Consider the following 20,185-nt stretch of genomic DNA (forward strand, 5'->3'; position numbering starts at 1 on the left):
TTTTAACGTATCAGAGAAAAGCTCCCTGCAAAAACTCTTCTGCTCCTATTGGGATCTCGATCCGCCTGTTCATTAAATTCGACCCTAAACCAATACTGAGAAGAAGGCATTAAATTTCCATTATACGTTCCATCCCATCCAGCTCCAGTTGGGTTAAGCTGTTTTAGTAATTTCCCATGTCGATCAAATATATATATCAAAGCAGGTGTTGGCTGATCTTCTGGGTTAATTAAATTCCAAGTCTCATGAAAACCATCCCCATTAGGTGTGAAATATTTAGGATATCCAAGAATCATAATACTTACAGATGTCACTTCATTATCAGGACAATTAACGTATCTCGCAACAATTTGATAATCTCCAGGAGGAATATTTTCAAATATTGGAGAAGACTGAAACGCTCTATATTCTACAAAAATACCATCCATATCCACATCACGATCCAATCGATATTCAAAATCTGTAAATCCTTCTGCTTCTACAATTGGATCCGTAGTCACTTCTGCGGTAAGCGTGTAACCTCCATTAAAAGATGCTTCGGCAATCGTATAACCTACTTGAAAACTAATTTGAGAAACATCCAAAACTGAAACTTGATCAGGAGAATCAGGAACCTCAACACCATTAACATCAAAACCTCTTAGCCTATATATACCATTAGAATTTACCTGATCATAAAATGGAAAAACCGCACCAGGAATATCTACAAAATTTGTATCACCCAAATCTGCTCTTGACCATTGAAAAGTTTCTGCAGCAGGAACTGCAGGTGGTCCTGTACTTGCAGGAAACCTACCTTCTACTGTTATAGGAAATTCTCCGCAAGTAGCTATTCTATCCTGTGGGATACCTGGTTCTAAGACACTGCAATCAGTAGTTCCAGCATTTTCTTCACCCAGATTGGTTTGCTCTAGTTGTATCACTCCAGCTTCATCCGCAAAATTGGTTATCAATACTATATAAAACTCCCCAGTTTGTGCATTCGGTATTGTAAAAGTTTCTATAAAATTATCATCCGATGTTCTGGCATAGCTACAATCTACTATATTGGTATTATCCTCATTATCAATATAAAAATCAGGCTCATCCACATTATTAGCGCATTCCGCAGGACGAATATTATCCCCATCACCATTACGATCACAACCTCTGGACAACTGATCTTCACAATCAATAATAAAAGAAGTTTGAAAAGGTCCCCAAGCAATAAAATCCACATCTAATTGCCTTTCATTACGATCCAATCTATTATCCCCATCTTCATCCATCCATTGACGAATATCAAAAACTAATTCACCAGGTTCGTCAATTAGAAGAAAATACCAAGAAGGATTTGGAGTTGTATTTAAACACCCTACTTCTCCTAAACCATCAATATCACCAGTTGTATTAGGAAAAGTAAGCTCTAAAGAGGCGTCAGAACAAAATGGCTGTACATTTCTACATGCCACATCAAAGTCCTGAGCGATTATCGGAGCACTCCCAAAGAAAAGAAGTACAAAAAATAACGAAATTTGAGGTAGTAATTTAGTCATGTTTTATATAACGTAGGTTAGTCCGTTTTCTTGTATAGATTCTAAATTTACTAATTTAAAAAATATAGAACCACACTAAGATTAGTTTTATTTATAATTGTTAACATAGCTTTCACTAAGTAAAAAGACAAAATCGTATCTTTGCAGCCCGTTTGTAGTTGATTTTATGTGAATTCAGGAAATCTAATGATTTTAGGAGCATATTTTCAAGTTATACAATGTGGGAAAATTAAAAAAAGAATTAATTGAAATTGTTCCTTTTACCGTAACTATTTCAAATGTAGAGAGAGCGTACACGTAATGAATGCAGTATCGTATATACTGTGGTTTAATTTTATAATTCTTTTGTATTTTATAATTACAAAATTTTAAACTTGTGAAGATAGACAAGGCCCTTGAAGCTATTGAAGCGCTAGGTGATAATCATGTAGCTACTAGCGCAACTACTCCTCTGAGAGAAGATGCTTTTGAACTTAGTGATAAAGAAAAAATTGCTTTGATCAATAAAGATGTTAAGCACATTATGGAAACTTTAGGACTAGATCTTAATGACGACAGCCTTAAAGGAACTCCACAGCGTGTTGCTAAAATGTTTGTAAATGAAATTTTTGCAGGATTACATCCTCAGCGAAAACCAGATGCTTCTACTTTTGACAACCATTATAAGTATGGTGAAATGTTGGTAGAAAAAAATATCACTGTGTATTCTACGTGTGAACATCACCTTTTACCTATAGTAGGTAGAGCTCATGTTGCCTATATCTCTAATGGAACAGTTGTCGGATTATCTAAAATGAATCGTATTGTAGATTATTATGCAAAACGTCCACAGGTACAAGAACGTTTAACCATGCAGATTGTACAAGATCTTCAGGTAGTTTTAAACACCAAAGATGTAGCTTGCGTAATTGACGCGAAACATTTATGCGTAAATTCAAGAGGAATACGAGATATAGAAAGTAGCACCGTTACCAGTGAGTTTGGAGGAAAGTTTAAGGAAGAATCGGTGCGAAGAGAATTTTTAGACTATATCAAATTAGACACTACTTTTTAATTTTATTTTTAATCAATAATCATAAGCATTTACCAAATTATGGCAGTAGCTCCGTTGTACAAAACTCAGGAACTAAAAATTTATAACTCTATTTCTAGTCAGAAAGAAACATTCACACCAATTACAGAAGGTAATATAGGCATGTATGTTTGTGGACCGACGGTTTATAGTAATGTACATTTAGGAAATTGCCGTACTTTTATTTCTTTTGATTTAATATACAGATATCTTAAGCATTTGGGGTATAAAGTTCGATATGTTAGAAATATTACGGATGCTGGACACCTTGAAAACGATGCTGATGAAGGAGAAGACAAAGTATCTAAAAAAGCTCGATTAGAGCAATTAGAACCTATGGAAATCGTGCAACGTTACACATTGGATTTCCATAATATATTGGCTAAATTCAATAACGTACCTCCAAGCATTGAACCCACTGCAACCGGTCATATTGTAGAGCAAATTGAAATTATCAAAACTATTATTGAAAATGGTTTTGCGTATGAAGCAAACGGTTCGGTATATTTTGATGTAAAGAAATTTAATGAAACCAATCATTACGGAAAACTAAGTGGTCGTAATCAAGAAGATATGATTGCGAATACCAGAGAACTAACTGCACAAAGCGATAAGAAAAACCCTCAGGACTTTGCGTTATGGAAGAAAGCTGAACCAGAGCATATTATGCGTTGGCCCTCTCCTTGGAGTGATGGTTTCCCTGGTTGGCATCTTGAATGTACTGTAATGAGCACAAAGTATCTTGGCGAACAATTTGATATTCATGGAGGTGGAATGGATCTTAAATTCCCACATCACGAATGCGAAATTGCACAAGGAGAAGCTGCATGTGGTGTAACTCCAGTAAATTATTGGATGCACGCCAATATGCTTACATTAGATGGCAAAAAAATGTCTAAATCAACTGGAAATATACTTTCTCCAGCAGAGATTTTCAGTGGAGAAAGCGATAAATTAAATAAAGCCTTTGCTCCTACCGTTGCCAGATTCTTTATGCTACAAGCTCATTATAGAAGTATTCTGGATTTTTCTAATGATGCATTAGAGGCTTCAGAAAAAGGATTCTATAGATTAATGGAATCTATCCAGTCTTTAGATAATTTAAAAACTGGTAAGGATACAGAAGGGTTTGATACTCAAAACTGGATCAAAGAATGTTATGATGCTATGAATGACGACTTTAATAGTCCAATTTTAATAGCAAAGTTATTTGAGGCTGTGAAATTTATCAATACAGTTAAAGAAGACAAAGCTACGATATCTAAAGAAGACCACATTCTTGTTCAAAAAGCAATGAATGGGTTTGTTTTTGACGTTTTGGGACTAGTCAATATTAACGAAGCTTCTTCTGATATTAGCGATAAATTATCGGGTGCCGTAGAATTATTAATCCACTTAAGGGCGGAAGCAAGGGCAAATAAAGACTTTGCAACCAGTGATAAAATCAGAGATGAATTACAAGCCATTGGCATTCAACTCAAAGATGGACGAGAAGGAACTAGTTTTGCTCTTAATTAACTCTATGTTTTGGCATCAAAACTCACTTTAAAGAAAATTCTTATTGCACCATTTATCGGGTTCGTAAGGTTATATCAAAATCTTATTTCTCCGCTAACTCCTGCTACATGCAGATATCAACCAACGTGTTCTCATTATACAATAGAAGCATTGCAGAAACACGGATTGCTAAAAGGAGGAAAGTTTGCGATAAAACGGATTTTTAGTTGCCATCCTTGGGGAGGTAGTGGTTTTGATCCTGTGCCAGATAATAAACATAAGTCATCAAAGGAATGAATGAATGGATATATGTTCATAACTAATTTCTTATTTAAATACCTATATTTACGCTTGAAAAACAGATTTCCGCATGATATTCACTAAAATAATATGGAATCCTATTGAAGGATTCGATCTTGGCTTTTTTGTCATTCGCTTTTATAGCTTAATGTTTGTGGTCGCCTTTTCATTAGGTTGGTACTTGATGAAAAAAATATATATCCGAGAGAATATCTCTATGGAGAAGTTAGATTCTGTATTTATTTATGCGGTTATAGGTACATTATTAGGAGCTCGTTTGGGACATGTCTTTTTTTATGACTGGGATTATTACAGAAATAATTTGCTAGAAATTATACTACCATTTAGATTCAAACCAGAATTCGAATTTATTGGTTTTCAAGGACTGGCCAGTCACGGAGCTGCTATAGCTTTTATAGTTGCCATGTACTACTATTCTAAAAATGTTTTGAAGAAGCATCCATTATGGGTTATGGATAGAGTTACTATTCCTGCCGCTGTTGGTGGTATTTTTGTACGTTTAGGAAACTTTTTTAATTCTGAAATTATAGGAGAACCTTCTGGGGATTCAGCTTTTGGAGTAAAGTTTGTACGTGATGGCTTAAGCAAAGCTGAAGTAATAAGAGAAACTGGCATCAAAAATATTAATGAGGCATATTCTGCGGTAGTTAACAATGCTCAATTTTCAAACCTATTAGAAGCCATTCCGTATCGTCACCCAGCTCAATTATATGAAGCTTTTGGATATGTATTCGTATCACTCATCTTATGGCTTGTCTATTGGAAAACAGACAAAAGAAATAACAGAGGATTTCTTTTTGGCATGTATATGATGCTGATCTTTATTGTTCGTTTTATTGTAGAAAATGTTAAAAAGAGCCAAGGAGGTTTTGAAGACTCTCTAGGGGATGCCTTATCCACAGGACAATGGCTTAGTATACCTTTTGTATTAGTAGGTCTCTATTTTGTAATCAGAGCCAAAAAAGTTAAAGAAGATCCGAAATCTTATACATTGAAATAACATATCGGATAAATGCATAAAAAAAAGAGGATAATTTCTAGAAATTATCCTCTTTTTTTTATGCATTTAAAATAGTCTGAATATTAAAAAACTTCGTTAGACTCTTTTAGTTTCTCTGTATTCTCTACCAATTGTAACTCATCAATAATCTTTTGAATATCACCATTAATAATATTACTTAAATCATACAGTGTTAATCCAATTCTATGATCTGTTACACGACCTTGAGGATAATTATAGGTTCTAATTTTTGCGGATCGATCTCCAGAGGAGACCATACTTTTACGCTTTTCGGAATCGGCTGCTTGTTTTTTCTCTAATTCCATATCATATAAACGTGAACGTAATACTTTCAATGCTTTCTCTAAGTTTTTATGAGATGATTTCTGATCTTGACAACTCACAATCATACCTGTCGGCTCATGATGTAATTTAATAGCAGAATATGTTGTGTTTACCGATTGCCCTCCAGGACCTGTAGAAGTAGTTCTTTCGATTCGTACTTCTGTCATATCTAGCTCTACATCAAATTCTTCAGCTTCTGGCAGCACCATTACAGTTGCAGCACTAGTATGCACTCTTCCTTGTGTTTCTGTTTGTGGAACACGTTGTACACGATGCACTCCTGCTTCAAATTTCATAGTTCCATAAGCATCTTCTCCATTAACTTCGAAGATAATCTCTTTGTAACCACCACTAGTTCCTTCACTCAGATCCACTACACTCGTGCTCCAACCCTTACCTTCACAATATTTAGTGTACATTCTAAATAAATCTCCAGCAAAAATACTAGCTTCATCTCCACCCGTTCCCGCACGAATCTCCACTACACAATTTTTAGCGTCTTCTGGATCCTTAGGCACTAACATATATCGTATTTTCTCTTCTAAGGCTGGTAATTCTTCCTTGGCTTCATCTAACTGCATTTTAGCCATCTCCACCATTTCTGGATCACTACCATCAGAAATAATTTCTTCTGCTTCTTTCTTGTTGTCCGTTAACTCTATATAACGAGTTCTTTCATCCATAAGAGCTTTAAGATCCTTATATTCCTTATTGAGTTTTATGTACCTTTTTTGATCCGCAATAATATCTGGCTGAATGATCAAATCATTCACTTCATCAAATCGTTGCTTTACAATATTTAATTTATCAATCATAGTTCTATCTATCCTGTAAGTGGAATGTACAAAAGTAAGCTTTTTTGTCAAAAGGCCATATTGCTTGGTAATATTCTCAATAAGGATTTGATACCCTAAAAAATCGTATTTTTACGTAATAGATGTTAAAACACAATAACACATACCATAATTATCTGGCAACAAACTGGGTTGTCGCACTTCTGCTTTTAATAAGTATTGGAGGATATACCAATTACACTCAACCTGTTTCCAATAGCGAGGTCGTTGAATTGGTTATTTCTTCAAATGAAAATCAGATTACTTCAATATCATTTTCAGAAATTTCAATTGATCAACATCACGTTGATGCCACACCTTGTACTGAGAATTATATAAAGTTAATATCTAAACGTCATACTACTATTGCTTCTGCTAAGCATACGATATGGAATACCTCTATTTATTTATCCAACACTCATAGCATATTTCTTTTTAGAAATCAATCTTATTCTTCTGAAGAAGACTCTTTCCTGATAGGTTAACCTATCACTTTTTGACATATCAGTCAATATCAAAAAAACATGTTTAATACTACTATCACCTTATAGGTAGTAGTTATACTATTTTTAAAAAAATGGAAAGATTCAAAAAAATTATGAGGCGAATAATATTATTCATCTTTATCATCATGGTTGCTATGATTCCTGTACCAATTTTTTTCCAAAAAAAAGAAGGGAAATTTAATGATGACAATACTATAGAACTTGTAGAAACCAAGGAAGATGACGCCGAGACAAAAACTGTGAAATTTAGTAATGAATTAAAATCATAAGATGATATTTATTTAGAGAATCTCAAAACAAATATCCTACCTGTTTTGAGGTTCTCTAAACATCTTACTACGGATTATCTCTTATTAGATTTTAGAACAAAATATATTATGACACCTATCATTAGAATTATAAACACAGGAAGAAACCACGTTCCCAAACCTTCTGATGTTTTGAGCGCAACCTTAATCGATTTCCACATGATAAAAACAAAAGCCCAGGCAATAATTAGATTCAAAACCCTTATTAGTCTCGTAGCATTCCTATAATAGCTTACAGCATTATCAATAGTTATTTTTGTAGGATAATTAAACACATGAGGGTACCTATTTAGTACATAAAGACCAACACACAACACTAATCCTATAACAGGAAGAGTCCAAATCATTGATTTAGAATTATAAGCATCTGGCTGTCCTTTTCCGTTAAAATGAGTCGGAATCATCTCTGGTAATTCTTTAAAATAATATATAGGTAGAATAACTAAAATCGATACACCTATAAAAACAAACGCTTCTAGCATTAAATCTATGGTTTGTTTTTCTAATTTTATAACTGGGTTATTCATATTATAATTTTACAACCCTAATTTAAGTATTCTAAATAATTTACGACTTTTATATATGATGAACGGATTACAAATAGGTCTAGGCGGTGGATGTCATTGGTGCACCGAAGCAGTTTTTCAATCATTGAAAGGCGTAAACCAGGTAGAACAAGGATATATTTCTAGTGTTGGAAAAAACAGTGCTTTTTCTGAAGCTGTATTAGTATCCTATAATCCTCAAATTATTACACTAAAAGATCTAATAGAGATTCATTTACATACGCACAAAAGTACTTCTGATCATAGCTTTAGAGAAAAATATAGAAGTGCAGTTTATTATCTTGATGAAAAAGAAAAGTTAACTATTGAAACTTTTTTAAACGTGCTAAACAAGAATTTCGGGAATCAACTAATCACTCAAGTTTTAGCATTTAAAGAATTCAAATCATCCAGATCATCACTTATTAACTATTACCGAAAAAATCCTGAAAAACCATTTTGTCAACGGTTTATAAACCCTAAGCTTGATCTTCTTAGAAAAAAGTATGCAGACAAAACTAACTTCTAATTATTTTTTTACTGTAGCAACTGTGGCATACTGAGGAAAACGAATATCAAGATGCATAAATAATACTGGAATATTATATAAAATGGGTTTCATAGAACGACTTTTATTAATTCCTTCGTGGGTTAACACAGTATAACCTTCTTCCTCAAACATTCTACGAATACTTTTTCCTGTAAAAAATCGGTAATGCGTTTTATCCATCACTCCATAACTATCATATTTCCAATCTTTCTTGAACAATACTTTCATAAAAGTATTATGATACCTTACATTAGGAATAGAACTAATTACAACACCTCCAGAAGAAAGTTTAGATTTTATTTTTTGCAATACTGTATATGGATCTGTTAGATGTTCTAATACATCATTAAAAAAGATGACATCAAAATAATTCTCTGGTAATTCATCCAGATAATCCTCACAAGGACCTGTAAATACCTTGTGTAATGTTTCTTCTGCTACAGCCGCTTCCTCAGGCATTAATTCAATACCCCAAACTTCTGCTCCTGTTTTTTCTTTAACAACATTGGCAAAAGCACCATTACCGCAACCGACATCCATAACTTTTTTAGCATCTAAAGGAAGATACTTAATCATTTCATGTCGTACATTATCGTAGTATCCAGAAGGTTTATTATCGTAATCCATAATATTGTTTAGTTGTAAGTATATGTTCCGAATTCGCTATTGATTGTAAGTTTCTTTTCTTCAGCATTTTCTACACGACCTACAATTTTAGCATCTACATTAAAACTTTTAGAAATTGAGATAACCTCATCTGCTACTTCGGGAGAGACATATAATTCCATACGATGCCCCATATTAAACACCTGATACATTTCTTTCCAGTCTGTTCCAGAGTTTTCCTGAATCAATTTAAACAAAGGAGGAACCTCAAATAAATTATCTTTAATGATATGTAGGTTCTCCACAAAATGCAAAATCTTGGTTTGAGCTCCACCACTGCAATGTACCATTCCGTGAATAGCTTTACTATTAAATTTAGATAAGATTTGTTTTATTATCGGAGCATAGGTACGTGTTGGAGACAACACTAATTTCCCCGCATCTATAGGAGCGTCTTTTACCTTATCAGTAAGATTTGTTTTTCCTGAATACACTAAATCTGATGGTACAGCTGCATCAAAGCTTTCAGGATATTTCTCTGCCAAAACTTTATGAAAAACATCATGACGAGCAGAAGTAAGACCGTTACTTCCCATTCCTCCATTATATTCTTTTTCATAAGTAGACTGACCAAAAGAAGCTAAACCTACAATTACATCCCCTGATTTTATATTAGCATTATCAATCACATCGCTACGTCTCATACGCGCAGTAACTGTAGAATCTACTATAATTGTTCTTACTAAATCCCCTACATCTGCAGTCTCTCCACCAGTAGAATGTATAGTAACTCCAAAACCTTTTAGCTCTTCTAACAATTCTTCTGTCCCATTGATAATTGCGGAAATCACTTCTCCAGGAATCAAATTTTTGTTTCTACCAATTGTGGATGACAACATAATATTATCAGTAGCACCAACACATAATAAATCATCAATATTCATAATCAACGCATCCTGTGCTATACCTTTCCAAACCGAAACATCTCCTGTTTCTTTCCAATACATATATGCCAGAGAAGATTTTGTACCTGCTCCATCTGCGTGCATAATCAAACAATAATCCTCATCAGCAGTAAGATGATCTGGAACTATTTTACAAAATGCTTTTGGGAAAAGACCTTTATCTATATTCTTGATAGCACTATGAACATCTTCTTTGGATGCCGAAACTCCACGCTGAGCGTAGCGTTTGCTTACTTCTTGACTCATTATTATAGTATTATACTGATAGTAAAGCGCAAAGATAGTTGAAATTCTGAATTCAGAATTCTGAATTCAGAATTATATTATTCCCAATCCGCCATAGATGCATTCTGAATCAAATCTGCTCTATTAGCAATTTCTAAAATCGACATAGTTTGTATATTATTTTGCGAGATTCCATCGTTTGAAGTATTTACAAAAATTACCGCAGACTCATTAGGAGAAAAACGAGCATCCAGATCATTTGTTCCTGCAGGTTTTTGTGCAGAAATATCCAATATTGAGCTATCGCTAAAATTGTATACAAACAAATGCGTATCTAATTGTCTGTAATTACTACTCTCGAAACCTGAAACATCTTGGCAATACAATAGTTTAGTTCCATCAACAGACAGATTTACACTTCCCGCTGCACCAGAAACCCCTGTTAATATTGTATCTATAAGCGTACCTGAAGTATTAATAGTGAAAATTTCTACTTCGTAACCATCCAGATTATTTGTCTTTAATACGATTATATTATTAGTATCATTCTTATCTACTTCTGTAATTAAGTTACCGTTTGTTGTCTGATACAATAAACTTAAACCACTTCCATCTGCATTAATGCTATATAATTTATCCTGATTAGGAAATAACAATTTTGCTCCATTATCGGACCACGAAAAATCTACTTCACCTAGGTTAAAACCAGAAACTGATACCTGAGAGGTGACTTGTATCGCTTGTGTGCCATCTTCATTCATAGTAAACAGATGTGTTTGCGAACCTACTGATTGTAAAAAAGCTATTTTTCCAGTACTCACATGCCTTCTTGGTCTAAAACTATTTTTAGATTCTGAAGTAAGTACAATCTCTGTACCGCCTTGTTCGTTTGCTGAATAAATCACACTATTGCCATTCACTGATCTCATATACACAATTCTATTGTTAGGAGGACTCATAGTTTCAAAAGCAAAAGTTTCGCTATTCACCGCATCATTGATTCCATCATTACTACTAACCTGCCAAAAATATTTAACCTTATAAGAAAGCCCAGTTACAGTGTATGTTGTATCTGTAATGTTCTCAAAAACTTCAATATCAGAATTCTCATCATTACGCAAGGTTACACTATAGGTAAGTGTATCATCATCAGGATCACTACCTGTCCATACTAATTTTACTTCTAAAGGTTGATCGATGGAGTTATCGGCTGGAGAGTCCAATACTGCTGCTGCAGGAGGTCTATTACCTGCTGTTTCAATATCCATTTCAAAAACGATTTCTAACTCTCTATCCGCAATTACAGATATCGCTTCAAATTGAGCTAACAACCCTTCTCGTTGTGCAGAAAGAGAATAATCTCCAGAAGGGATATTTTCTATAATATATTCACCATCTACATTAGTAAAAACAGTACTAGATGATGGGTTTGTTGATATTTTTACATTTTCCAGAGGTTCATTAGTTCCAACAGCTACGACTGTACCTCTAACAGTACCCAAACCTTCTAAATCTATTGTATCCTCGCTACATGCAATCATGCTTACCATTGCAAGCACGCTTACTATTTTTATAATATATTTCTTCATTTTCATAAGGTTTTTATCCTTTAGGAACTTCCCCATTTTCAATTACTTCTCGATTTCTTTTTTTCAGTTTTTTGATTTCTTTTTGCTCTCTACGTTGCTGCTTACGAAGCTCCTTATCCATTTTCAAAGGGGTTTTAAAATACCAATTCAAACCTAAAGAGAAATTAAAATACTGGTCATCTCTTTTTCCTTGAGTAATATTATCTAATTTATCACCCAAAACGAGATTATGTGTAGCGTTAAAAGAAACACCTATTTGATCATTAACTAAATATTCTATACCACCACCATATTGAAATTTAAAAAAGGTCCTATCAAAACCATCCGTATTTACTGTCCCCATCCCTCCAAAAAAGAATGGAGTTAGTTTTTCGAATGGTAACAATGTTAACTCTGCATTAACATCAATCGCATTAAAACCTTCTGAGAAGGCTCCTTCATTTCTAAGCTCAAACTTACTAAGACTTGCATTAGCATTTAGATAAGGATTGAAATACCATTTACCTCCTATTCTCGCAGAATACGAAAGATCCGCATTGTTGTAATCTCCACTCATCAATGCCATTCCTCCGTTAACAAAAACCGATTTCTCGCCTCTTCTCTCTTTAAAATAACGTTCATAGAGCCCTGTGTTTTGTGCTTCGTTTTTCTCTGCATTATAATTAGCAACCAAGGCATTGATTTTTTCTGGCGCTGCTTTAGCACTCCACAACTTATCTTCTATACCTTCTACAATTAATGACTCAACTGCTTTCTCAATAGCTTCTGAAACCGCAATCTGTCCTGGTTCATTTTTTGTAAAACCAGTTTCAGCTTCCAACAATCTGCTAAACTTAACATACCTAAAAAAACTAGCATCTAATGCTTGCGACAATATAGTTTTAGACACATATACGGTTTTTAGAATTTTACCGCTTGAGGTAGATACTGCTCGAAGATATACTGTAATTCTATCCTGCCTGTATTGTGTTGAACCTCCAACTCCAAAATACCGAGCTCCAAGTCCACCTGTAATTATATTAGAATCGTAAGAGACAATTCCTCCTTCGAGAATGATTCCTGCATATAATAATGGAGGTAATTGCGGTTCTTTGGAATTTTTATTTTTTCTATATTCTTTTCTTGTAGAGCGAATTATATTACGCTCGTTTAATAGATTACTAAGGTTTTCTCGTTCGATAGGAACAAACCACTTAGAATCCTCTAAAGCTTTAATTAATATAGTTGTAGCACCTTGTGTAACTGCAGTACTAAAAGTACTACCTGCTTCTGTAGGTTTATACTGCCCTGTTTGATCTCTGAATTTATATACTCCTACCACCACAGGTTCTACTGGTGAAGGAAAATTTCTTAAAGCCTGGGTGAATTTTGTATCGTCTCCTATACGTGCTTCCTCTATTGTAATGGGTTGATTAAAATAGGTTCCACATCCAGACAGTAATATCGTACAAGAAATTACGAGAATTACTTGATAAAACTTATGACGCATTAAAAATTAATTAGGAATTATTACTTGAGATTGATCTCCTGTACTGGTGTCCAAAATATTGATTACCAATCCTTCGCCAGAAGGAAAGATTTCAATAAACAAAGTTCCGAAACTAAAGGTACCTTCTGTAAGCCCTTCTTGTCCAAATTGCTCATTAAATAATGTTCTGGAAATCTGACTTAATAATTGATTATTCAGATTTTCTGTAAACCTTTCTAGTTCGGACCTATCATCTGCATTGGGATCATTATCGTCTGTAAAAGTATTTTGTGCTTCTGCAGAACTCAATAACCATTGGTAATTAAAAGTATCTCCTCCAAAAGCGGGGTTTTTAGGTCTATATACCAAGTCTTGCCCAAAACCAAAACTATAAACCGAGAAAACAAGTATAATAGTAACTATGACTGACTTCATTTTTTTAGAATAAGTAATTAATACTGAAAAATATCATTCTTTTGATTCTTAAGATCTTTAAAATATTTATACACTCTGCGTATTGCTAGTTTAGACATTCTCTCCAAGTATTCTATATCAGGTTTTCCTAGAAACTCATGAATAAGTTTATCTTCTATCTTAACCTGTATTATTGTGCTTCTTCCAAAGCTTAATTTTTCGTACACACCAACTATCTTACTTCCATTAATTCTGTTTAGTGTATAGGAGTTATAAAAAAACTCATAAAAATCTTTTCCAGGTTTTGTCTTTGTTTCTTCTATAACAATACCTTTTAATTCTATACCATCGTTCGAAGATTCTTCTACTTCTGACGTATCTTTTTCAGATTCTTCATTAAATGCTAAACGATCTTTACCAACTATTGTTTCTTCTTCATAAATTAAAAGAAGCACTACAATTTTATCACTTTCATCGATTCCTATTGAAGTAGTTGAGAGTATTTTTTGCTCGTTAGCTTCTAAGGTAAATCGACCTTCTTGGTTGTTCTTGGACACATTTTTACTTGGATCCGTTCTAAACACCGAAAATGTATATTTTAAACTTTTATATACCTCAGTAGTATTGGTAGCTTCTGCAGTGATAGAAACTATATCATCAATCCTTTCGGTTTTAATTTTGGCTACTACTTCAGTATTTGTAAACTGAGCATTAGAAAATTGAAATATCAAAAATAATAATATGAAAAGCCTATATTTCATACCGTTTTATTTCAAGTTTTTAAAAGCTTCTGACTATAATTGTTCGGGCATTTCCAGTCATTTTAAACTTCAAATTCTTGGTTAACTCATTGCTTCCAAATCGCTCAAAAGAAAGATTATCTCCTTCTTGAAGGATTTCTAAACTAGTTGATACATCAGGATTAAAAGAAAAATCAGTAACCGTATTATTATTACCATTCTGAGTAATAAACTTTTCTATTTCTCTAGAAGTTTCATTAATATCGATCAAATTTTGTTCTCCATTTTGATTCAGGCGAATATCAGAGGTTTGCGCTGTAATGGTAGAAAACACTTGATTTCCTGTACCTATCTGTTGGATAAACACGGCATTATTTCCAACCATATTTTCTCTGGCTATTTGCGCAGAAGTATTACTTTCTAGCTGATTTAAGGTAATGAATCTCTCCTGACTCTCTACCAACGATGCATTTGCGTTTTCGGTATTTTGAGCATATGTATTCCCTACAATAAATAAGCAAAAAACTGCAATATAAAGTGTTATCTTTTTTTTCATTGGTATGAGGTTTTAAAAGTAGTAAAAGAGTTACACTAACTTTTCGTTAGCGTAACTCTTCTAAATAATACATTAAAAATTATTTCTTATAGCTCTCCAGAACCAGTCTGAGTTACTACAGCAGCGTTACCTGTTCCATTTTGAAGGATGATACTACTATGAGACTCTCCTGTTTGAGTTACGAAAGTAGTGTTACCCTCACCAAACTGAGTATCTTGAGCAAAATTAGAATCTCCTAACTGGAATATATCACTAATGTTTCCAGCTCCATTCTGAGAAGAGATTGCCATGTTTTCATCTCCAATTTGTCCTTGAAGCACTAAGTTGTTTTCTCCAAAAATACCAAAATCACCTTCTTGAGAAGCTTCAGCAATATTTCCATTACCTAGCTGGAACTGATCTGTAGCATTATCGCCACCAAAAAACGCTAAGTTCTGAGTTGCAGTTGCAGAGTTACCATCTCCAAACTGAGTTTGAAAAATAACATTGTTATCTTCCTCATGTTGAGCAAACGCCTCATTCTCGTCACCTGATTGTAACTGATCTACATATCCACCTCTAGAGTCAAATGAACTACTACCTTGAAGAGAAGTTGCAACATTTCCTCCACCGCTTTGAGACTGAATTAAAAGGTTATTAGATCCCCACTGCTCACCAGTACCAAGATTAGCCTCTCCTGTTTGTCTCTGATCCGCTGTGTTAAGATCTCCTACTTGTGCCATTGATGCCGTGTTAAAAGATCCAGACTGAATGATTAAACTAAAATTTTCTTCACCTCCTTGAGAAGTTGTAGCTGTATTAGCATCTCCAAACTGACCTTGACCAGCATAGTTTGATGCTCCTAGCCCAAAGAAACCTGCTCCTTCTTGAGAAATTGTAGCGGTGTTCCCGTTACCTTCCTGAAGTTGCTCTGATAAGTTATCTCCACCAAAGTTTAATAGATTTTGAGTTGCAGAAGCAGAATTCCCATTCCCTACTTGTACTTGATACACTTCATTTCTATCTTCCTCGTGCTGAGCAAATGCCGTGTTCTTATCTCCTGTTTGCATTTGAGTTACAATTCCATTTCTAGATGCGAATGCCTCACTACCTTGAATAGCTTCTGCATTATTTCCTGCCCCTAGTTGTGTGGTTGTATTACTGTTTGCTAATCCTACTTGCGTAATATTTGCAGCATTCATATCCCCAGATTGATCCACACTACTAGTGTTTGACTGTGCAACCATCATCGAAGCGCTTAATAAAGTTGCTAGACTAAAAATTACTTTTTTCATACGTAAAATATATTTAATTTGATTAATAATTCAATTTTCAAATAACTCTGGGGCACACCAATGAGTGGATAGAAATACATCTAACTCTCTTAATGTAAAAAAATAAAATATTTAAAAAACTTGGGGGGAAGTTAATGAGCAGAAGTACGTAAGACCGCTTGTTAACGAAAGCAAATTTATGAAAACATTAAGGCTATTTTTACATATCCTGTAAGAATTCGATAAAATGCATTACGGAAAACCCATAAAAACAAAGGTTTGCTATGGATTTGTCAAGGGTTTAACAGATATTAATTTTTTGTTAAAAATAAAACAAAAACACTCATTGGTCAGTTAATTCTTACCTATCTGGTAAAAAGAAGCTCTCTATATTTAGTTAACGGCCACAATTCATCATCAACCAACAACTCTAATTTGTCACAACTATATCGTATTTGATCAAATAAAGGTTTTACTTTATTACAATAATTAGCTGCTTTCTTTTCAACATCTTCAAGTTTATTGGCTTTTCTGCGTTCTGCAGTCATTTCATTTACTTTGGTATTTATCTTACCTATATGCTCAGATATTTCTTCAATAATCTGCATTTGCTCTCTTGCATACTTCTTAAAATCTTTCTCATATAAGTTTTTCAAACCTGACACATTATTAATTAACATGTTTTGATATTTAATAGCTGTTGGGATTACATGATTTCTAGCAATGTCTCCAAGTACTCGTCCTTCTATCTGGATACGCATCACATATTCTTCAATTTCTATTTCGTATCGTGCTTCGGCCTCAACCTTATTCATCACTCCTAATTCTTCAAAAATATCTATTGTCTTTTTTGATATTTTAGCTTTTAATGCTTCAGGAGTTGTTTTGTTATTACTTAGTCCTCTTTTCTTTGCCTCTTTCTCCCATTCTTGTCCATATCCATTTCCTTCAAAAAGAATACTTTTAGACTTTTTAATATACTCTCTTAAAACATTAAAGATAGCTTCATCCTTTTTTAGGCTTTTCTTTTCTATTAACTCATCTACTTCTTTCTTAAACTCTATAAGTTGCTTTGCTACAATAGTATTCAGGATTGTCATCGGATTAGCGCAATTGGCTTTGGAACCAACTGCTCTAAATTCAAATTTATTTCCAGTAAATGCGAAAGGAGATGTTCTGTTTCGATCTGTATTATCTAACAGAATCTCTGGTATTTTCCCTACCACATTGAGCTTAAGGTCGGTTTTTTCTTTAGGAGACAATTTTCCATCGGTCACACCTTCTAATTCTTTGAGTACTGCAGTAAGTTGCTCACCTATAAAGACAGACATGATAGCTGGAGGCGCCTCATTCGCTCCAAGACGATGGTCATTACTTGCCGAAGCAATTCCTGCTCTCATTAACTCTTCGTGTTCATTAATAGCTTTAATTGTATTAATAAAAAAGGTTAAAAATTGAAGGTTACTCATTGGTGTTTTTCCAGGTCCCAATAAATTTACACCAGTATTAGTACTTAAAGACCAATTATTATGTTTTCCAGATCCATTCACTCCTGCAAATGGTTTTTCATGTAATAACACCTTTAAGTTATGTCTGGAAGCAATCTTCTCCATAATATCCATTAATAAGGAATTATGATCTACCGCAAGATTTGTTTCTTCATATATCGGAGCTAACTCAAACTGATTAGGAGCAACTTCATTATGACGTGTTTTCGCAGGAATTCCTAAAAGCATACATTCCATTTCTAAATCCCTCATAAATGCTAATGCTCTATTAGGAATACTACCAAAATAGTGATCATCTAATTGCTGCCCTTTTGCAGAGGAATGCCCCAACAATGTTCTACCAGTCATTACTAGATCTGGCCTAGATTCTACTAATGCTCGATCTATCAAAAAATATTCTTGTTCCCATCCTAGAGAAGCATTTACTTTCTTTACATTCTTATCAAAGTATTTTGCTACAGCTGTAGCAGCATTATCTACTGCTTGTAACGCACGTAATAATGGTGTTTTATAATCTAAAGCTTCTCCTGTATACGCCACAAAAACGGTAGGAATACATAATGTAGTACCATATATAAATGCAGGTGAAGTAGGATCCCAAGCTGTATATCCTCTCGCTTCAAAAGTATTACGAATACCTCCATGAGGAAAAGAAGAAGCATCTGGTTCTTGCTGCACCAACTGACCTCCACCAAATTTTTCTATTCCTTGCCCATTACCAATGGTTTCGAAAAACGCATCATGTTTTTCTGCAGTAGCTCCTGTAAGTGGCTGAAACCAATGTGTATAATGAGTAACTCCTTTTGATAAAGACCAATCTTTCATAGCTGAAGCTATTTGATCAGCAATTCTTCTGTCAATTTTAGAACCATGATCAATGGCATCCATAACACTGTTATAAGCATCCTTGGTTAAATACTGTAGCATGGTAGTTTGGTTAAATACATTTTCTCCAAACAATACCGATCGGCGTTCTGTTTCTGTAACTACCACAGAACTACGATTTAACGTTTCTTTTAAGGCTTGAAATCTGAGTGTTGACATAATTGATTGAGTTTTTTACAAATATAAGGGAAGTTTTTATTGTTAATATTAAAAAAATGTTCTTTAAAAATTAGAATAAAATCAAAATACCCTATAAAAAAGTAGGGTGTTGATAAAAATTAATAAAAAAAACACATTTCACCCCCTATTTTTTTTCGGTTCTCACAAAATAAAATTAATTTTGACACCTTTAAGAGTTCAATTTATAAAGTGTTAATTATGAGTAAAGCTAAATTAGAATATATTTGGTTAGATGGTTATAAACCAACTGCTAATCTAAGAAGTAAAACAAAAGTTGAAGATAATTTCAGTGGAAAGCTTGAAGATTGTCCAGTATGGTCTTTTGACGGTAGTTCTACGAGACAAGCAGAAGGTGGTTCTTCTGACTGTCTATTAAAGCCTGTTGCTATTTATCCTGACCCTATTAGAAGAAACGGATATTTAGTAATGACTGAAGTTCTTAATGCTGATGGAACTCCGCACGATTCTAACGCAAGAGCTACAATCGATGATGATGGTGATTTCTGGTTTGGTTTCGAACAAGAGTACTTTATTATGGACAAAAATACTCAACTACCTTTAGGTTTCCCTGTTGGTGGATATCCTGGACCACAAGGAATGTATTACTGCTCTGTAGGAGGAAGAAATACTCATGGTAGAGATTTTGTAGAAGAGCATGCAGATTTATGTATTGACGCTGGACTTAATTTTGAAGGTATCAACCAAGAAGTAGCAAGTGGACAATGGGAATTTCAATTGTTTTCTAAAGGAGCTAAGAAAGCTGGTGATGAAATCTGGGTTGCAAGATACTTATTAGATAGACTTACTGAAAAATACGGATACTATATCGAATATCACCCGAAGCCAGTTAAAGGAGATTGGAACGGTTCTGGTATGCACGCTAACTTCTCTAACGAAGTATTAAGAACTTGCGGGTCTAAGGAAGTTTACGAAACTATTTGTGAAGCTTTTAGACCAGTTACCAAAGAACATATAGCAGTATATGGTGAGTTTAATGATCAAAGATTAACTGGAGATCACGAAACACAATCTATTAATGAATTTTCTTATGGAATATCTGATAGAGGAGCTTCTATAAGAATTCCAATTATCACTGTAGAAAATGGATGGAAAGGATGGTTAGAAGATCGTCGTCCTGCATCTAACGGTGATCCATATAAAATCGCAGCTAGAATTGTTAAAACTGTAAAGACTGCTGATGTTGCAGCTATGATAGCTTAATAATTTAGCCAATAACCAACTAAGTTTGTTAAACGTAAAAAGCCTCTAGAACTAAATTCTAGA

General features: G+C 34.0%; 20 protein-coding genes. 8 read left to right on the forward strand and 12 right to left on the reverse strand.

The window, feature by feature from the left end; genetic code table 11:
• Positions 1–2 precede the first annotated feature (2 nt).
• Positions 3–1,535 carry a T9SS type B sorting domain-containing protein gene (locus QBK95_RS03195; protein ID WP_280930476.1) on the reverse strand — a complete coding sequence of 511 codons (1,533 nt, stop codon included), beginning with the start codon at positions 1,533–1,535 and terminating at the stop codon, positions 3–5.
• A 376-nt stretch (positions 1,536–1,911) separates the two neighbouring features.
• Between QBK95_RS03195 and folE the strand changes: the two genes are divergently transcribed.
• The 4 genes from folE to lgt all read left to right on the forward strand — a co-directional run bounded on the left by folE (position 1,912) and on the right by lgt (position 5,425).
• The gene (folE, locus tag QBK95_RS03200; protein WP_280930478.1) at positions 1,912–2,589 is read left to right on the forward strand and encodes a GTP cyclohydrolase I FolE; all 678 of its coding nucleotides are present in this window, start codon (positions 1,912–1,914) and stop codon (positions 2,587–2,589) included.
• A gap of 39 nt (positions 2,590–2,628) precedes the next feature.
• Positions 2,629–4,125 carry a cysteine--tRNA ligase gene (gene cysS / locus QBK95_RS03205; protein ID WP_280930480.1) on the forward strand — a complete coding sequence of 499 codons (1,497 nt, stop codon included), beginning with the start codon at positions 2,629–2,631 and terminating at the stop codon, positions 4,123–4,125.
• Positions 4,126–4,134: 9 nt separating this feature from the next.
• The gene (yidD, locus tag QBK95_RS03210) at positions 4,135–4,401 is read left to right on the forward strand and encodes a membrane protein insertion efficiency factor YidD (protein WP_280930482.1); all 267 of its coding nucleotides are present in this window, start codon (positions 4,135–4,137) and stop codon (positions 4,399–4,401) included.
• A gap of 73 nt (positions 4,402–4,474) precedes the next feature.
• Positions 4,475–5,425: a prolipoprotein diacylglyceryl transferase gene (gene lgt / locus QBK95_RS03215; protein ID WP_280930485.1), complete on the forward strand. Its 951-nt coding sequence runs from the start codon at positions 4,475–4,477 to the stop codon at positions 5,423–5,425.
• Positions 5,426–5,508: 83 nt separating this feature from the next.
• Here the strand turns inward: lgt and prfA are convergent, their stop codons facing one another.
• Positions 5,509–6,585: a peptide chain release factor 1 gene (gene prfA, locus QBK95_RS03220; RefSeq protein ID WP_280930487.1), complete on the reverse strand. Its 1,077-nt coding sequence runs from the start codon at positions 6,583–6,585 to the stop codon at positions 5,509–5,511.
• 122 nt (positions 6,586–6,707) lie between these two features.
• Here prfA and QBK95_RS03225 point away from each other — a divergent pair, with 122 nt between their 5' ends.
• On the forward strand, positions 6,708–7,088 hold the full coding sequence (locus QBK95_RS03225) for a TrbJ/VirB5 family protein (protein ID WP_280930489.1): 381 nt from the start codon (positions 6,708–6,710) through the stop codon (positions 7,086–7,088).
• Between the two features lie 113 nt (positions 7,089–7,201).
• On the forward strand, positions 7,202–7,378 hold the full coding sequence (locus tag QBK95_RS03230) for a hypothetical protein (RefSeq protein ID WP_280930491.1): 177 nt from the start codon (positions 7,202–7,204) through the stop codon (positions 7,376–7,378).
• Positions 7,379–7,452: 74 nt separating this feature from the next.
• Here the strand turns inward: QBK95_RS03230 and QBK95_RS03235 are convergent, their stop codons facing one another.
• Entirely contained in the window at positions 7,453–7,944 is a 492-nt protein-coding gene (locus QBK95_RS03235; protein ID WP_280930493.1) for a DUF1648 domain-containing protein, read from the reverse strand.
• A 55-nt stretch (positions 7,945–7,999) separates the two neighbouring features.
• On the opposite strand from QBK95_RS03235, the gene QBK95_RS03240 reads away from it, so the two are divergent.
• Positions 8,000–8,491: a peptide-methionine (S)-S-oxide reductase gene (locus QBK95_RS03240; RefSeq protein WP_280930495.1), complete on the forward strand. Its 492-nt coding sequence runs from the start codon at positions 8,000–8,002 to the stop codon at positions 8,489–8,491.
• Here QBK95_RS03240 and QBK95_RS03245 read toward each other — a convergent pair whose 3' ends face one another.
• The 9 genes from QBK95_RS03245 to QBK95_RS03285 form a co-directional block, all read right to left on the reverse strand.
• Complete coding sequence (locus QBK95_RS03245; RefSeq protein ID WP_280930497.1) at positions 8,492–9,139, reverse strand: class I SAM-dependent methyltransferase; 648 nt, start codon at positions 9,137–9,139, stop codon at positions 8,492–8,494.
• An 8-nt stretch (positions 9,140–9,147) separates the two neighbouring features.
• Entirely contained in the window at positions 9,148–10,329 is a 1,182-nt protein-coding gene (locus QBK95_RS03250; protein ID WP_280930499.1) for an AIR synthase related protein, read from the reverse strand.
• Between the two features lie 77 nt (positions 10,330–10,406).
• Positions 10,407–11,897, reverse strand: coding sequence for a carboxypeptidase regulatory-like domain-containing protein (locus QBK95_RS03255; RefSeq protein ID WP_280930501.1), 1,491 nt, complete (start codon positions 11,895–11,897; stop codon positions 10,407–10,409).
• Positions 11,898–11,910: 13 nt separating this feature from the next.
• Entirely contained in the window at positions 11,911–13,386 is a 1,476-nt protein-coding gene (locus QBK95_RS03260) for a CsgG/HfaB family protein (RefSeq protein WP_280930503.1), read from the reverse strand.
• Positions 13,387–13,392: 6 nt separating this feature from the next.
• Positions 13,393–13,800, reverse strand: coding sequence for a curli production assembly/transport component CsgF (locus tag QBK95_RS03265; protein ID WP_280930505.1), 408 nt, complete (start codon positions 13,798–13,800; stop codon positions 13,393–13,395).
• A gap of 17 nt (positions 13,801–13,817) precedes the next feature.
• Positions 13,818–14,540, reverse strand: a complete 723-nt coding sequence (gene csgH, locus QBK95_RS03270) for a curli-like amyloid fiber formation chaperone CsgH (RefSeq protein ID WP_280930507.1) — start codon at positions 14,538–14,540, stop codon at positions 13,818–13,820.
• A gap of 19 nt (positions 14,541–14,559) precedes the next feature.
• Positions 14,560–15,075: a hypothetical protein gene (locus QBK95_RS03275; RefSeq protein ID WP_280930509.1), complete on the reverse strand. Its 516-nt coding sequence runs from the start codon at positions 15,073–15,075 to the stop codon at positions 14,560–14,562.
• An 86-nt stretch (positions 15,076–15,161) separates the two neighbouring features.
• A complete protein-coding gene (locus QBK95_RS03280) occupies positions 15,162–16,349 on the reverse strand; it encodes a hypothetical protein (RefSeq protein ID WP_280930511.1) in 1,188 nt (395 codons plus the stop codon).
• A gap of 344 nt (positions 16,350–16,693) precedes the next feature.
• On the reverse strand, positions 16,694–18,880 hold the full coding sequence (locus QBK95_RS03285; protein WP_280930513.1) for a glutamine synthetase III family protein: 2,187 nt from the start codon (positions 18,878–18,880) through the stop codon (positions 16,694–16,696).
• Positions 18,881–19,099: 219 nt separating this feature from the next.
• Here QBK95_RS03285 and QBK95_RS03290 point away from each other — a divergent pair, with 219 nt between their 5' ends.
• Complete coding sequence (locus QBK95_RS03290; RefSeq protein ID WP_280930515.1) at positions 19,100–20,122, forward strand: glutamine synthetase beta-grasp domain-containing protein; 1,023 nt, start codon at positions 19,100–19,102, stop codon at positions 20,120–20,122.
• Positions 20,123–20,185: the final 63 nt, after the last annotated feature.

Source organism: Aquimarina mycalae, from assembly GCF_029906345.1.
Taxonomy (GTDB): Bacteria; Bacteroidota; Bacteroidia; order Flavobacteriales; family Flavobacteriaceae; genus Aquimarina.

What these genes read in the sequence shown, in the direction of transcription:
- QBK95_RS03195 (WP_280930476.1), bottom strand. Translation starts at nt 1,535, where the DNA reads ATGACTAAATTACTACCTCAAATTTCGTTATTTTTTGTACTTCTTTTC.
- cysS (WP_280930480.1), top strand. Translation starts at nt 2,629, where the DNA reads ATGGCAGTAGCTCCGTTGTACAAAACTCAGGAACTAAAAATTTATAAC.
- lgt (WP_280930485.1), top strand. Translation starts at nt 4,475, where the DNA reads ATGATATTCACTAAAATAATATGGAATCCTATTGAAGGATTCGATCTT.
- prfA (WP_280930487.1), bottom strand. Translation starts at nt 6,585, where the DNA reads ATGATTGATAAATTAAATATTGTAAAGCAACGATTTGATGAAGTGAAT.
- QBK95_RS03225 (WP_280930489.1), top strand. Translation starts at nt 6,708, where the DNA reads ATGTTAAAACACAATAACACATACCATAATTATCTGGCAACAAACTGG.
- QBK95_RS03230 (WP_280930491.1), top strand. Translation starts at nt 7,202, where the DNA reads ATGAGGCGAATAATATTATTCATCTTTATCATCATGGTTGCTATGATT.
- QBK95_RS03235 (WP_280930493.1), bottom strand. Translation starts at nt 7,944, where the DNA reads ATGAATAACCCAGTTATAAAATTAGAAAAACAAACCATAGATTTAATG.
- QBK95_RS03240 (WP_280930495.1), top strand. Translation starts at nt 8,000, where the DNA reads ATGATGAACGGATTACAAATAGGTCTAGGCGGTGGATGTCATTGGTGC.
- QBK95_RS03245 (WP_280930497.1), bottom strand. Translation starts at nt 9,139, where the DNA reads ATGGATTACGATAATAAACCTTCTGGATACTACGATAATGTACGACAT.
- QBK95_RS03250 (WP_280930499.1), bottom strand. Translation starts at nt 10,329, where the DNA reads ATGAGTCAAGAAGTAAGCAAACGCTACGCTCAGCGTGGAGTTTCGGCA.
- QBK95_RS03255 (WP_280930501.1), bottom strand. Translation starts at nt 11,897, where the DNA reads ATGAAGAAATATATTATAAAAATAGTAAGCGTGCTTGCAATGGTAAGC.
- QBK95_RS03260 (WP_280930503.1), bottom strand. Translation starts at nt 13,386, where the DNA reads ATGCGTCATAAGTTTTATCAAGTAATTCTCGTAATTTCTTGTACGATA.
- QBK95_RS03265 (WP_280930505.1), bottom strand. Translation starts at nt 13,800, where the DNA reads ATGAAGTCAGTCATAGTTACTATTATACTTGTTTTCTCGGTTTATAGT.
- csgH (WP_280930507.1), bottom strand. Translation starts at nt 14,540, where the DNA reads ATGAAATATAGGCTTTTCATATTATTATTTTTGATATTTCAATTTTCT.
- QBK95_RS03275 (WP_280930509.1), bottom strand. Translation starts at nt 15,075, where the DNA reads ATGAAAAAAAAGATAACACTTTATATTGCAGTTTTTTGCTTATTTATT.
- QBK95_RS03280 (WP_280930511.1), bottom strand. Translation starts at nt 16,349, where the DNA reads ATGAAAAAAGTAATTTTTAGTCTAGCAACTTTATTAAGCGCTTCGATG.
- QBK95_RS03285 (WP_280930513.1), bottom strand. Translation starts at nt 18,880, where the DNA reads ATGTCAACACTCAGATTTCAAGCCTTAAAAGAAACGTTAAATCGTAGT.
- QBK95_RS03290 (WP_280930515.1), top strand. Translation starts at nt 19,100, where the DNA reads ATGAGTAAAGCTAAATTAGAATATATTTGGTTAGATGGTTATAAACCA.